Source organism: Rubinisphaera italica, assembly GCF_007859715.1.
GTDB lineage: Bacteria > Planctomycetota > Planctomycetia > Planctomycetales > Planctomycetaceae > Rubinisphaera > Rubinisphaera italica.
Map to the genome: position 1 here is coordinate 4,958,945 of NZ_SJPG01000001.1, position 14,714 is coordinate 4,973,658.

The 14,714-nt window shown below is 53.2% G+C and carries 12 protein-coding genes; 9 read left to right on the forward strand and 3 right to left on the reverse strand.

Annotation, left to right across the window (positions count from 1 at the left end; translation table 11 throughout):
• The 9 genes from Pan54_RS18930 to Pan54_RS18970 all read left to right on the forward strand — a co-directional run bounded on the left by Pan54_RS18930 (nucleotide 1) and on the right by Pan54_RS18970 (nucleotide 11,445).
• The gene (locus Pan54_RS18930; protein WP_146504971.1) at nucleotides 1-444 is read left to right on the forward strand and encodes a hypothetical protein; all 444 of its coding nucleotides are present in this window, start codon (nucleotides 1-3) and stop codon (nucleotides 442-444) included.
• 49 nt (nucleotides 445-493) lie between these two features.
• Complete coding sequence (locus Pan54_RS18935) at nucleotides 494-949, forward strand: hypothetical protein (protein ID WP_146504972.1); 456 nt, start codon at nucleotides 494-496, stop codon at nucleotides 947-949.
• A gap of 35 nt (nucleotides 950-984) precedes the next feature.
• Nucleotides 985-1,185 (forward strand): hypothetical protein, encoded by a 201-nt coding sequence (locus Pan54_RS18940; RefSeq protein ID WP_146504973.1) that lies wholly within the window; start codon nucleotides 985-987, stop codon nucleotides 1,183-1,185.
• A 35-nt stretch (nucleotides 1,186-1,220) separates the two neighbouring features.
• Nucleotides 1,221-3,638: a phage tail tape measure protein gene (locus Pan54_RS18945; RefSeq protein WP_146504974.1), complete on the forward strand. Its 2,418-nt coding sequence runs from the start codon at nucleotides 1,221-1,223 to the stop codon at nucleotides 3,636-3,638.
• Nucleotides 3,635-4,567 carry a hypothetical protein gene (locus Pan54_RS18950; protein WP_146504975.1) on the forward strand — a complete coding sequence of 311 codons (933 nt, stop codon included), beginning with the start codon at nucleotides 3,635-3,637 and terminating at the stop codon, nucleotides 4,565-4,567. The genes Pan54_RS18945 and Pan54_RS18950 overlap by 4 nt, the downstream gene beginning before the upstream one ends.
• A 10-nt stretch (nucleotides 4,568-4,577) precedes the next feature.
• Nucleotides 4,578-8,894: a hypothetical protein gene (locus tag Pan54_RS18955; protein ID WP_146504976.1), complete on the forward strand. Its 4,317-nt coding sequence runs from the start codon at nucleotides 4,578-4,580 to the stop codon at nucleotides 8,892-8,894.
• The gene (locus Pan54_RS18960; protein WP_146504977.1) at nucleotides 8,891-9,604 is read left to right on the forward strand and encodes a hypothetical protein; all 714 of its coding nucleotides are present in this window, start codon (nucleotides 8,891-8,893) and stop codon (nucleotides 9,602-9,604) included. The genes Pan54_RS18955 and Pan54_RS18960 overlap by 4 nt, the downstream gene beginning before the upstream one ends.
• The gene (locus tag Pan54_RS18965) at nucleotides 9,604-11,028 is read left to right on the forward strand and encodes a hypothetical protein (RefSeq protein ID WP_146504978.1); all 1,425 of its coding nucleotides are present in this window, start codon (nucleotides 9,604-9,606) and stop codon (nucleotides 11,026-11,028) included. Before Pan54_RS18960 ends, Pan54_RS18965 begins: the two co-directional genes overlap by 1 nt.
• Before the next feature lie 99 nt (nucleotides 11,029-11,127).
• Nucleotides 11,128-11,445: a DNA methyltransferase gene (locus Pan54_RS18970; RefSeq protein WP_146504979.1), complete on the forward strand. Its 318-nt coding sequence runs from the start codon at nucleotides 11,128-11,130 to the stop codon at nucleotides 11,443-11,445.
• Nucleotides 11,446-11,570: 125 nt separating this feature from the next.
• On the opposite strand, the gene Pan54_RS18975 is transcribed toward Pan54_RS18970, so the two are convergent.
• From Pan54_RS18975 to Pan54_RS18985, 3 genes are all read right to left on the reverse strand, one after another.
• Nucleotides 11,571-12,680: a DUF1207 domain-containing protein gene (locus tag Pan54_RS18975; RefSeq protein ID WP_165441859.1), complete on the reverse strand. Its 1,110-nt coding sequence runs from the start codon at nucleotides 12,678-12,680 to the stop codon at nucleotides 11,571-11,573.
• 307 nt (nucleotides 12,681-12,987) lie between these two features.
• Nucleotides 12,988-13,950, reverse strand: coding sequence for a glycosyltransferase family 4 protein (locus Pan54_RS18980; protein ID WP_146504981.1), 963 nt, complete (start codon nucleotides 13,948-13,950; stop codon nucleotides 12,988-12,990).
• A 50-nt stretch (nucleotides 13,951-14,000) separates the two neighbouring features.
• A complete protein-coding gene (locus tag Pan54_RS18985; protein ID WP_165441860.1) occupies nucleotides 14,001-14,711 on the reverse strand; it encodes a glycosyltransferase family 2 protein in 711 nt (236 codons plus the stop codon).
• Nucleotides 14,712-14,714: the final 3 nt, after the last annotated feature.

A 14,714-nucleotide genomic window follows, 5' to 3' on the forward strand; every position in this document is an offset into this window, starting at 1 on the left:
ATGTCACGTTCAAAACTTTCCTTCAAGGCCAAGAGTTACGTCAACCTTGCAGGCACCGACACCGAAATGACAACGATCAAAGATCAGGTCACTCTCAACTTCTCCAAGAATGAATCGGATGATTCTGCCAAAGGGGATGAGTGGGATATGGTCCGAGGAACAACCAAAGTTGTTTCTGTCGACTTCCAGCTGCTCGTCAAAGCGGACGATCCCATCAAAACCGCATTGTTGGATTCTTTGCTCAATAACACGCCTCTGGAAATGCATTTCCTCGACGGTTCGCTCGGAACGGCCGGTTCAGAAGGCATTCATGCGGACTTCGAAGTCATGCAGATGAACCGCACGGAAGCCCGCAAAGAAGTCCTGGTCTACGACTGCAACGTCAAAATCACGCGAGGGGAAACCGAAGGCGTCCCGGAATGGTTCATCGACGCGACGGTATAAGCCTCAGATTAACTGACATTTCGTAATCTCTGCAGGATGAGGAATTTCGATGCAAGTTTTTTATGACGATCTGAAACGCCAATGGCGGATCCAGATTAACGTTGGCACGCTCAAAAAAGTGCGTCGGGTTTTCAGCGAGGATGGCAAACCGTTCGATCTGCTCGATCCTCATTTGCCAACCCGCCTGGCCAACGATCCCGCGTTGTTCGTCGATCTGCTCTGGGAGCTGGTCGACAAGACTCAGAATCCGGGAGTGACACCCGAACAATTCGCCGAGGGCCTCGGCGGCGACGGGCTCGAAGCGGCGTCCGAGGCGTTCATAGAGGAACTGTTCGATTTTTTCCCGAAAGCCCGACGGGATCTGAATCGGGCGATCTATGCGAACGTGAAACGGGAACAGGACCGGATCATCACCGAGACGATTCAGCAGATCAACAATCTTCCGATCAACGGCGAAAAGACATCCTCCAGCGATGTTACGAGCTCGCCGGAATCCTCGGAATAAATCCGGAGCCCTACACGCTTCGCGAACTCGACTGGATGACAGAAGGGCACGGCCGTGAACGCTGGAACCACACGGCCGACCTGTTGTCACTGATGGCCAACTGCCATCGATCAGCCGATTCCGAACCGTTCAAGCGGTCGGATTTTCATCCGTTCACGGATCCGAAATCACGTCAGGATGACATCGATTTTGAGGAAGTGGATTTGAAGATTCTCAAACCGATGTTTACTAATTGATCGTTTAATCATCAGAGCAAGGATGCTCGACCAACATGAGTGCCAGAGACACACGAGCTGGCGGCGCCTATGTCGAGGTGTACGCCAAAACGACCAAAGCCGAGCAGGCACTCACGCGCGTGGCCAATCGTCTGAAAGCCTTTGGCGCTCAGACGATGACCATCGGACGCAATATGGTCCTGGGCGGATCTCTGGCCGCCGCTGGGCTGATTCCGGTCATTACGACGCTTTCGACGTTCGAAGATCAGGTGTCAGCGGTGGGAGCCGTCAGTAACGCCTCGGCAAACGATCTGGAAATGCTCAGAGCCAAGGCCAAGCAGCTCGGGGCCACAACCAGTTTTACGGCGACGCAAGTTGCACAAATCATGACCGAACTCGGCCGGGCCGGTTTTACCGCCGGCCAGGTCGACAAGATGACCGAATCGGTTCTCGCGTTGTCAAGAGCCACCGGCACTGAAGCGGCGATTAGTGCCGGCATCATGGCCTCGAGTATCCGACAATTCGGCCTGGGAGCCGAAGACGCGGCAAGAGTCGCCGATGTACTCACGCTCGCCGCAAACAGCACGTTCAACACCGTCGAAGGCCTCGGCGAATCGCTGAAATACGCCGGACCGGTGGCCAAATCTCTGGGAATGAGTTTTGAAGACACGGTTGCCCTGCTCGGCGTGTTGGGGAACGTCGGCATCCAGGGCTCGGAAGCTGGAACGGCCTTGCGTCGTCTCGGTGTGATCTCAGCGGGATCCGGCGAACAGTTGGAGAAAATCTTCGGTGTCTCCAACGTTGATGCGGCTAATAATCTGAAACCGTTGATTCAAATTCTCGATGAAATCAACGAAGCCACGAAAAACATGCCCGTTGCCGAGCGAACGGAAAAGATGGCAGCGGCCTTCGGTTTGTTGGGTATTACGTCGGCAAACGTGTTGTCTGAAACAGCTGGCGGTGTCACCGGCCTGGCTGACAAGCTCAATGATGTCAGCGGTGCCGCCGCAAAGACGGCCGCCGCAATGGACGACAACCTTGGCGGCAAAATCCGCATCATGCTCTCGGCCTTGGAAGGCTCGATGATTCAGCTCGGCGAATCGCTCACGCCAGTGTTAGAGCCGTTTATTCAGGATCTTACGACGGTATTGGGCAAAACGTCCGAATGGATCTCAAAGAATGAAGAACTTAACCAGTCGCTGCTGACTGTCCTGGGATCTGTTACGGCACTCGGCGGCGGACTGGTTGTCCTGGGAGCGTCTGTCTCAGCGGCGGGATTTGTAATGAAAGGTCTGGCGACGGCAATCGGTGCTGTTAAGGTTGTTCTCACCTCGGCAACGGTTCTGATGACCGGTTTCGGGATTGCATTGGGAGCGATGGCGCTTGTTGGTGTGATCATGCTGGTCTCGCAATTATCAGACAAATTCGGTGCGCTGAATAAAGAAATGGAACGTGGGGATGAGCTCACTAAAAAGTTGAATGATCGCACCAGCAAAAGGCAGAATGAGACACTCGCAAAAGCCGAAACGTTCTCCGATCCCAAGGCAAAACGCGGTTTTCTGGCTCGCGAGCTTCAAATGGCAAAAAAAGAGTTACAGGGCTATGAAGCGAGCGTGAAGGGAGCTCAGAAAGAGGTCGATCGACTTAACGCGAGCTGGCTCACGTTGCCTGGAAACAAGGTTCTGAAAGTCGCTGAGAAAGAACTGGAGGACACGCAAAACCGGCTCGATACGACAGCCAATTATGTGGATATCCTGCAAACAAAATTCAATGAACTCGGCAAAAAAAAGACGGAAGCCGATCCAACAGAAATGGTTGTCGGTCCTCAAATTGATCCTGCGATGCTTGATCAAAGAAGAGATCAAAGAAGAGATCAAAAAAAGAACGAACAGGATTCATTCGTTTCTCAAATCCTCGATTCCGTCCAGACTCCCGAAGAGAAGTTCGAGCAGTTCGCCAACGATCTGTACGACGCTCTGGAGCGTGGTGACATCTCCAACGAACAGTACGACCGCGCCTACGCGATGAAGCGAACCGAAGTACTCGGCGACGACGGCCAAAAAGATCTGGAACAATTCGCCGACCAGGTGAATCGGCAAGCCGATCCGCTGGCTGAATTTCAAGAACGGATGCAGCAGCTCACCAAAGCGGTCGATGCCGGCCTGGTCTCGCAAGACGCGGCCGACAAATTCAAAGAAGAAGAATCAACATCACTGGCCAGAACACTCGGCCTCGAAGAGGCCAGCGAGAACGCCAGCAATAAAACGAACCGAGCCGTCGAACTCGGATCCTCTGAAGGTTTGAACGCGGTTCTCTCAGCGGCCTTTCAGCCGAAGTCAGAACAGAAGAATCAGCAACTGCTCTCACAGATGGTCGCCGGTCTGCTCGATGGCAATGTCACACTCGCGCAGATCAAACAGACTCTGCAGGACGGCGACGGTCCCGAAACAACCAATTGGGGAGGAACCGCATGAGTGTCATTGCGTGGCATGAATTACCAGCCGATGAATTCAACGAAGATCGCTCGGGCGTGAAAGAACTTCGCCGACGATTCCGAGCCATCACAGACTCGGCCTGGGACACAGCCGAAACGGTCAAAGAATATCCGCTCTTTCCGCGTCGCTGGGAAGCCCTACTGGAAGATCCCACGATGCGGTGCGTTTCACGACGCGCAACTCAAAAACCGAAAGCCGGCGAAGAATGGGATTGCGAAGCCTTCTACACAAACGATCTGTTCGATCAAAAAGAAAACCCACTCGACCGACCACCGTCAATCGACTGGTCATCCGTTGAATATCAGGTTGCCGTCCCGAAAGATCTCGACGGAAAACCGTTCACGACAGTGACCGGAGAACCACTCTCCGAGGTCCTGGTCGAAATGCCGGGCCTGATTGCCGACATCGAAGTGCCCGTGGCCGAGAAACCAAAATGGTTTCGGCAGTACTCAGGCGGCGTCGTCAATTCCGGAGCCGTCCGGTTCGATGGCGAGACGTTCGAAAAAGGGGAACTGCGAATCAAGTCCGCCGGCTGCAGCCGTTATCAATACGATCAGGGAATCCGCTTCCGTACTCTCCGGATGCAATTGCAAAGCCGTCCAGGAGGCTGGCAAAAGCGAATCCTCAATCGTGGATTTTATGAATTGATCAAACGCACGGTGCAAGTCGAAGTCGACGATGGCAATGGCGGTACCCAACTGGAAGATCAGATCAAACATGAATTCCAACAAATCAAAGTCGATGGTGTCCCGTCCGTGGAACCGCAGCTGCTCGATGCCGATGGCCGATTCCTGCAGCTGGTAAAAGATGGCCAGCTCGATCCCGAAAAGTTTGCCGACGTCGTCATCTTGGATTTCCGCGTTCGTGAGGCTCTCGATTTTTCCGTACTCCCCCTCAAAACAGGCTAGGATTTTTAATATGTCACGTCTGACTTATCGCGGCGATTCTCCCAACGTCGCCCAACAAACACTGCTGCCGAATCCGCCAGCCGGTTTTGCCGGATCCATCAAAATCGGCATTTCCAACAAGTCGATCGAGTTCGACACTTGGAGCAAATCCACGATCGCGGCCGGCTGGAATTCGGCCAGTTCGCCCGAATTCAAAACCGCACGTGCTTCTGTTGTCGATGCTGGAGTCCTCCTCACCGCCGCAACACCTGGTGTGCCGTTTCTGGCGTGGATCAACTACGGCGGTTCATCCACGTTCAACGAAGTGGTGTTGATCAGCAAAGCCAATTTCAGCGGATCCACATCGGGCACCATCGACGGCTTATTTGCTGGCGAATCATTCACACTCGATCATGATTTCGATGCGTCCGATCTGCAGGCGGAACTGGAAGCCCTGGATGCGATCAACCAGGGCGATGTGGTTGTGGAAGATGTTTCCGACGAATTGATTCGCGTCACATTCCAGGGGCAATTCGCCGGTCAGAATGTGAGCGATTTGACACTCTCCGGAGAGGACCTTCGTGGGGGAACGGCTGACGTCTCCATTGAATCACTCCGCAGTTATTCCGCCGGACAAAACGAAATCCAGCGAATCATTATTGGAGGAGCTCCGGAATCTGGGGCCATCATTTACGGACTGGACGGCACGCCGATCGGTCCGGTCGATTTTGATGCGGATGAGGCCGAGTATCAAACCGCATTTGATGATGCATTGGGAGCGGACAATTCCGAAGTGACGTTCGTCACCGATGATGGCGAAACCGGACCACTCCAAAAACTGTTCGGCACAACCAAGGTCAATTCCGATGATGGTTATGCAACATCCGAAAGTTTCGAGACGACTGGCGGCATGAAGATTGGCCATGGCATTGATTCCGTCGGTCAGATCGTCAGTAGCATGTTCATGTTGATTGATCTCAATGGGACGCTGCCAGGTAACGTCGATCTCGATCTGGCTCGACTGACTCTCAATCGCATCAGCTCAACACCGAACGCGGCGGTGAAGGTTGAAATTCAAGCCATCGACCAGGCGTCCCCTTTGGCAATTGCGGATGATACTGATTTGCTGACACGTCCGCTGACAACGGCAAAAGTCGTCACGACGCTGTACGGTTCCTCAAACACGATCGTCCTTTCGACACTCGCTCCCATCATTCAGGAGTTGATGGATTCCTATGGCGACCTCACGAAAGTGCTGCTGCATTTCAAATGCATTGCCCCGACGACTGGCAACATCACCTTCGAAGATCATTCGGTCGGATACGTCGACGGAGAAGGGCCAAGACTCGAAGTGCATTATCGTGATGGTGAAACCGGTCCAACGGTGATCGATGTCGAATTCATGGGAACGCTTGCCGAAACCGATCTGCCGTTAATGACGGCGGACATTTCGGGATTGTCTCCGATCCGGCAAAACACAATCTGGCAAATCGATATCGTCAGAGACACGGGGGCCCCATTCGGCACACCAGGTTCATTGCAACTGTTTGAAGGGGCGACACTCAAACATTTTGCTGGTACCAATGACGCACCGGTCGCGTTCGATGCGGCTGCAGTGACAGTGCTCGATGCCTACTTTGGATCGGCCAATTATCAAATCACGAATGATCCGGCGATTGCCGGTCGAGTGCATGTCGAACTGATCGGCGATCGTGCTGGAGCTACGAACATTCCAGCCGACCTGGTGTTGTACTGGTTCCCGTATCTGCTCAATGGTGAAACCGGCAATCCAGTTGCACGGATCGAACCGATCAACGGAGGAGCTGAAGGCCTCGGACAACAGCAAAAGCTCACGATCTCAGGCGATGTGTTTGGCGGTTCTCTGGCGATCAAAATTGGCACGCAGACGACGGCCACTCTCAACTACGGTTTCACGGCGGCGAATCTGCAGACGGCACTTGAAGCACTCTCCAATGTGGGAGCGGGCAAAGTCGAAGTGTCAGGCACACTTGCCAGCGGTTTCTTGTGTGAGTTCGACGTCACTCTCGGCAATGTCGCGTTGATGCAGGTCATCAACAATCTGAAAGCGGTCAACGTCCGCGTGGCCGACCAGGGATATCAGCAGATCACGACCACGGATTATCGCTACACGACTCAATATCAATTGGTGTTGGTTTCGAATCCGGGCACCGTCACCCTGACCGGCGGCGGCAATGTTGTGAACGGTGATTTCTATGCAAATGCTGAAACGGTTCAGAACTGGTTCCGGACGCTGTTCGGGAATTCGGTTCTCTCGGTCTCGGCCAACGGCGGAACGATCCAGGCGATCGACTCCGGTGGTTTCTCGCGAACGTGGGGAATCATCCTGGAAACGGTCGGACAGGCCGGACAAATCTCCCTCAACTTTCCGAATCAAGCGTATTTTGGATCTGAGTTTCAGGGGAATTTGACCAATCAGACCAGCTATGTCACTTCCCTTGCAATTGTGATCGATGGCACACCGACTTCAGGATCGTGGATTTTGAACCTGAATGGTCTGGGCGGCGGCATCTTTGCGACCACAACCACCCTCTGGAATAAAACACCCGCTCAGATTGCCAGTACTCTCTCAGGCGTCTCCGGACTTGAAGTGACCGCCACGGGATCGAGCAACGCATTCACCCTTTCGATTGTCTCTCAGGCCGCTCTGAGTGGATCCGTGCAAAACTACACGCTGGCCGGAACCGCACCGGTGCCCTCGGTCGAAACCACTCGACCATACGAAGCCGTTTCGAACACGCGGCAAAAACTGATCATCGACGATTTCGAATCCCTGGGCGGCGGTTACATCGAGCTGCGTCATTCGGGCAATGCTGGTGTGGTCTATCTGCCGATCGACGATCAGGCCATCCATACGGCGCTCAATGAGATTGCTGCACTCAATGGCAATGTCTTTGTCACCGGCCTGGCTTTCAACGCCTGGCAGATTGAATTCAACGGCGACCTGGCCGGCGAGGATGTCGCCTTGATTCAGGTGACTTCCTATCTCGATCCAATTGATCCCAATGGAGAATTTTCAACCGCGACCTGGTACCGGATTCAGGTCGGTTCCAACGGAGCGTCTATCCTGATCACAGAACAACAAAAAGGGTCCCCAGCCGTGGGGGCTCAATATCGCCTGTTTGTCCTGGGCGATCCGCATTTCGGATTCTATGAATTGACATTAACGTCGATCGATGGATCGACGACGTTCTTAGCGCCAGTGACGACTGAACCGATTGAATTCGACGCCACGGCAACCGATAACAAAACCGCGCTCGAAGGACTTGATGGCCTGGGAGCGGGCGATGTCCTTGTGATTGGTGATCTCGCATCGGGAATGCTGTTCGATTTCAACACGTCCGTCGGACCTATCACAATGTCGGCGGCGGATCTCAATCTCACGAACTCTCAGATTGCTGCTCTCGAATACATTCCAGGCGGTCGCCTGCAGGCCTCCGAGCTGGTCCGCTCAGCGGGGGCCAATCATTTTGATGATCCGCTCAACTGGCGAGTCGTCGATACCGGGGAAAGCCGGATCCCGAATTCCGGGGACGTCATCATTTTTGAATCGGGTCGAATTCCCTGTTTGTACGGATTACGGCAACGCATCACATTTACAGTCGATCCGGCCACCAACGAATTGATTCTCGACCAGCAGGCCGATTTCCGGGTCGGTCAAACATTGATGGTCAAGACATCAGACACGCTGCCTGGCGGCCTCGACATTGCCGAGGCTTACACAGTCGCGGAATATGATCGCGATTCGTTGCGGCTTAAACTGACGCTCGCTGGCGTGCCTGTCACCATCAACAATTACGGAGGAGGCACCCACACAATTCGCCTGGTGTTCGATGCATTGTTGCACCGCTCCCGTTTCACGGCCGCAATCGGTTTGCCGCGTATGAATGCAGGCGGATATCAGGAGTACTTGCCGACCTCCCTCGAAATCGGTGTTGATCCGGATGGACAACAATTGCTCCAGATCGGCGAAGGCAACGGATCGAGTTCCGGACGGATGCGATTCGATGTGGGCGGCGATCAGGTATTTGTCGAGATCCACAATACCGGCGGTGCCATCGAGCTCGGTGTGCCGGCACTCGTCATCAATGGCACGAATTCCAGCAACGAATACGAGCAGCTCGACGGCGACGTCGGCCTGGGATTCTTCGAGGGCGATGCCTTTCACTTCACCAAACTTCGAATTCATTCGGGCTCGCTGTTTTACGGGCGGATTTATTCCTCGGTCGCCTGTGAATTCCGCAACCTCGGCGGCTCGATCGACGGACGCGAGGGAACCATTTCCGGAAAGATTTCGAGCAAGCCATGAGCGGCGTAATTTTCTCACAACGGGATGCGGCCAGGACACGCGAAGCGGTTCTCGCCTATGAGAATCGAATCATCAGCGGGGAATCGACCAAGGATCCCCCGCGCCGATTCTTTCAGGTGACACCCTTCAAAATGTTTCAGCTGCTCGAATCGGCTGCGCCTCCGGAATCCCCACAAAAACCAGTGGCCGTGAAAGCACAGCCGTTCGAAGGGGAAACGCCGCAACTGATCTTCCAGGACGAACGCGACGAATACGGCAATTTACTGCCAGTCGAGGAAACGATTTATCACGCGCTGCCTGGCTTGCGTTTGTGCGATCGCACATTGGTGTTTGCGGTGCAGTCGGAAGGGGCCTGGCGAATCATTCACGCCGAGCAATGGCCGGTGATGGTTCAGCAGATCGACGCCGACGGCTTTCCCGATGGCACGGTCGATTGCACGCTCGTCATTGATGAAACGAGTCATGCGTTTTCATTATCGACACACGCGACCAAAGAGCAGCTGCTCACAGCCGTGCGATCGCATCCCCGCATTCTGGATCCGCTGCATGTGAAAGCCATCGGCGGTCCGCTCACTTACTGTGCTATCAATCTGATGTTTGGCCCTTCAATGACGGGCAAGACGATCGAGCCGTTACAAATCAGCAATCTGGGATTGCCACCCGGGCAAGGCCTACGTCTTCGCTTGCTGGCTCCCACCTGGTCGGACTAATGAAAACGATTCAAACGCGACAAGAGATCCTTTCTCCGGGATCCCGTTCCCGGCTGCCGGTCCTGTTTTGCCGATCGACGGCCAACGGCCAGCTGCTCTGGTCCCGTGGCGATGGGATAGCACACTCACGTCCTGTCGATGCGTCGGTCTCGTTTTCCGATTCGTGCGGTTCGTTCTCGATCGAGAAGGGGACCACGGCTGAGAATTTATATTCGCGTGAATTTGCATTTCTGCATGCGAACGGTTCGCACGTGGTGGCTGTGACGCAATCGAGTGAAGATCGCGGCGATTTATCCAGCCTGGTTCCCATCGTCACGTCGTGGGAGCATTCTGGCGGCTTATCGTTCGCATTATTGCAGCGGGATTTCCCGTATGGCACGGAAGTGATCAATGCGGCCGCTCGATCCGGGATCGTGTGGATTCAAACAATTCACAACACTGGCGGCGAGCTGCTCGCGATCGATGTTGCTGGCGGTCTGCAATCGCGTCCGACCGGTTTTGGAATTCTGGGATCCGAGGACCTCGGCCCAATGGTCCGGAGCGACGGCTCAATCTATGTCGGATCCGGCAGCCAGTTCGGTGTCATGCGTCCCAATGGCCAGCTGCTCTGGTCGCGATCATATTTGCCGAATCTCCGGGAGCCGGCTTATTTTCTGTATCCCAACGGAGATTTGCTGCTCTGGAATCGTGAGTTCTACGACGGGCGTTTGATTCGTTTCAATGGCTCAACGGGGGCCATCATGGCAACCAGCGAACATGCCGACGAACGTTATTCGTTCATCGGCGACGGTCGACCAGGTCCGGACGGATCCGGAGGCGGCTTTTTCATCCTGCCCGACGGTCGGATCGGTTTCAATTCCATGTATACGGGCGAAGTTTACGGATATCAGGACGGCGACCAGTTTGTAGTCTATCCGGAACCGACGATGACCATTGGCGAAGTTCCACCTGGTGCGCTGCCACTCTGGCAAGTGATCAGCGGGATTCTGGATAACGATTTGCGAATCACCGAATGGCGGGAAGATCGTTCAGCCGTTGGCGGTGCTGATGATTCGATTATTGGCTACCTCAAAGGCAATGTGAATGGCCTCACCTGGAATGATCAGTTCGGAACATTCGTCGGCTTGTGGCGATCGGAAGTGGAAATTCCCGACGACATTTCGGTTCCCTGGCCACTGGTACCGGGATCAAACATCGACAAGCGAACAAGAATCAAAGGCGAACCATCGCAACCAGCGGTCCGCGATGCGGCGGGAAACTGGTATTCGCCAGAACTCGAACAGGGCAACGCCCGGATCAAGTCGATCACGGCAAACGGCGTCGATCGCTGGTCGATCGACCTCGGTTGGAATGCCGATCTGCAATTCGGTGCCAGATCAATCTCAATCAGCGGCGATGGAACGCGGCTGTTTTATCTGATGTGAAAGTCGGAGCACGGCGACGGCTGTTCCCCGTCGCCGGCTCCTCAACAATGGCCTGGTCAACACACTGACCAAACCAAAGTTGTAAGGAATGTGAAAGTGATGCACGGAGGCAAAACTAATGGTCGGTCAACTGAGGAAATGTGCTGGCCTGAAATTGATCAAAAACCGTACTACGAATCGGATTCGGTCCGGTTGTATCGAGGGGAATCGCTGGAACTGCTGAAAGAACTTGTGCGAGTCGCTCCGGACGATGGGCTGATTCTCGATCCATTCGCGGGAAGCGGAACAACGGGAGTCGCTGCGAGCTTGCAGGGTCGCCGGGCTGTCCTGATTGAGCAGTCTGAAGAGTACTGCGAAATCGCGGCAAAAAGACTCGAAGCGGCAAGCCGGGGTGAGATTATGGAACGTGTCAAATAAGAGATCACCGGACTGATATTCATCGGGAACGGATTTTCAGTCCGATAACGGGGGTTCAAATCCCCCTGGGGTCAAATCTCTCTCAAACTTTTGAGAGAGATTTTTTTATGCGCACTTCTTAAATCCTAAAAATCATACCACAAGCCAAAGCCCAGTAACTCTTCGTATTCATTCAGAAACGAAAGTTGCAGCGACTGACCGGCATAATATTGAATTCCGGCACGGAACAAACTGTCCTTTTCGTGTCCTCGCCATTGCCAGCCCGCCACAAAATTGACGCCACCACTGTAGTTGACTTCTTGTCGGATGAGTCCATTCACAGCCATGAAAGGCTGCGGGATACCATGTTCTGAGACGCAGATTGGTGAATAATCGACCCCGAACTGAAAATGCCAGGGTTCTGCTCCACCGTTTGTATTGTAGGCATAGTCGGCATCTGCATAAATTCGTACATCAGGGGTCGGAAAGAAACCTCCGCCCAGTACGATCGAATCTCGAAGATAGTCCAGTCGATTAAAACCTGGGTTTTTCAATAAAAACTCATCTCCCAGGTGCGAACTGATGTGATACCACTCCATCTTGGCCTGAAATCGTCCCTTCGTCCAGGTAATCGGGACACCCACTTTAAAATCGACGGCATCGACATCCAAGCTTTCTACAAAATTTAATCGGGGAAATGCCGCTCCCCAAATGTCCAACTGCCAGCCTTCGTTAAATCGATGCCGCGTGGTTCCATATCGCAATAATCCAGCTCGCCCTCCCGACTCCAACTCCCAGATCCAGCCCGTTCCCTTCAGGTAGGCAATATTAGACGCAAATCGAGGCTCGCGCGGGCCTCCCAGATAAGATTTGTAGAGAACTTCGGCCGGCAGCAGCGTCCATTGCCAGGGCTTGCCGTCATCGCAATATCCATCGAGGCAATAATCGTCTGTCGGGTAACTTTGGGAGTTCCCCATCGCACTCGGGGAATTTAGCCACTGTTCCTGCCCGGTTGTCCCATAATTTTCAGAAAAATAGGGACCATTTCCAGACTCAAAGGTGTGTCCTCCCGGCAAAGGGAGTGCAACAGGAGGCTGCGGGACAGATGAAGAGTAGGGTTGGCCAGACAGTGCTTCTGGAATACTCGGGTCCGAAAGTTCGAGCGGTGAAGGCCGATCATCTGGCTTGGGAAACCCTGGAAGCATTTCAGAATCTGAATTTCGATCCCATTGAACGCCCGGGGCGGGAGGAGGCATTATTTCATACGGGAATTTGGTCACTTCAGGCTTGTGAAGTTGCCCTAAAGTTAATTCTGGATTTGCACAGAGGCAGATCATGGTAGTGCACAGGAACACAAGAGTGTCCCAGCCGCATTCACGATAGAACATCAGAAGCCCTGATAGCAGGAGATCGGTGGGATAATAAGGAGGGAGGAGACTTATAACGGATTTTCTTAACAATCGCCTAGCGAAATTTTCTCAGAAGGAAATACCGTCTGATTACTGCTGTGATTCCACAATAAATTGTAAATTCAACAATGCGATCTCTGGATAACGAGGCAGTTCACAAGCAAATCAACTGCGAGAGCAGTCGCTGACGAAATGATCGGAGGGAAAAATGCTCGTCCGCATGGCTCTGGCAGTTTTGAGAATGCGAGATCCATCTCTCGGGGATTAACAACTCCTCTAACGCAGCTGAAAACTCTTCCACATTTCCACACAAGTAACCCGCTCCTGGAATGATTTGCTCCCGAAATCCACCTTTATCATCCACAACTGGTACACACCCACAACGCATCGCTTCAGCAACAGTCCGCCCGAACGATTCTGTCAAACTCGGATGATGATAGAGCAATACATGCCAATCTCTCAGTAATTTCCGGGCATTGAATTCCGCTCGATGAAAAACGGCACGCCCGCAACAAACTTCACGTAAAGATTGTTCTAAGGACTTCGGACAACCGACAAACGCCCAGTCAATCTGAGGATGAATTTTTACGAGTCGATCATAAAAGCTCAGCAACTCTGTCGGCCATTTTCGGTCCACTGGAGTGCAGATTCGTCCTACCACAAACCGCTTCTGCTCTCGACGACATGTCGACCCAGAGACTGCGACGGGAACACCTTGTGTTAAAACCTCAATCGATGGATGGCCAAGTTGCTCTTTCAGACTCTCGGAACAACAGACCATCCGCGCCGCGCCGGCTCGACTTCCCCCAGTAGAGTGAATGTACTGCAGTCCGCGTACGGGCAAATTCTTTTTCTCATGTCCCCAAAAAACATTTGCTGGCGAAATGTTGTGCAATATCAGGACATCCGCTCGCCATGACATCAGTATTTCACTTGTCAGATGTGGAACAAAGGCAATTTTGCAATGTTCAAACGCTTGTCTTGTTTCCAACGTCGGCTGCGATCGAAACAGCACGACATGCTCGAAATCGGGTAACGCCCGTGTCACCGACCAAGCACATGCAGCCGTGCCGCCCACAATATTTCCCACATTACAATACTGAATCAGCCGCATCATATTCCTTTCGGGAATTCACCGTAAGCCACCAGTCCACTCAAACCACGATCCTATCGAACAGTTCCAAATTCATGTTTCACTTTCTGCCACTTGAGCAGAAACCGCTCTCGATCCTCTTTCCACCATTGTGTCGATTCACTCAACCATTGGGTCGATTGATGCCCGCGATGCCTGATTCGCCCCGGATTCAACAGGCATAAATCCTGGGAGTTGCGATTAAACAACTGCAACCACCTCAATTGCCAGTCTGTATCTGACCAGTACAGCTTCAACGACTCGTCAAAACAACCAACGTTTTCAAATGTTGCTTTGGAAAAGCCCAGACACCAACCTTCCAGAAATGTCGCATCACCATGAGGGCAATGCCTGCGAAGATTTTTCGCCAACATCTTCTCACATCGCAAAGCCGCCCCAGCCAGGCCATGCTCGTTTCTTTTTAATAACGTCTGCATTTCCGGCAACCAGGCCCCCAGGGTCATGGCATCATTGTTTAGCAGGACTATGAACCGGGAGTCCACAGCCGCGACTCCTCTGTTCCAGGCCGCGGTTACACCGCGATGATTTTGTGTGAGGATCGTCACTCGTGCATTCAAATACTTCTTCGCATATCCACGGTTTTTCGCATCGCTACCATCATCCACAATAACAATTCGAAATTTCTCTTGATGATGACGCCATAACGAAGAGCAACACGCAACCGTTTCAAACCAGCAATTGTGCTGAGGAATCACCACTGTGATCTCTTTAAGATTCTCTGCCATCCG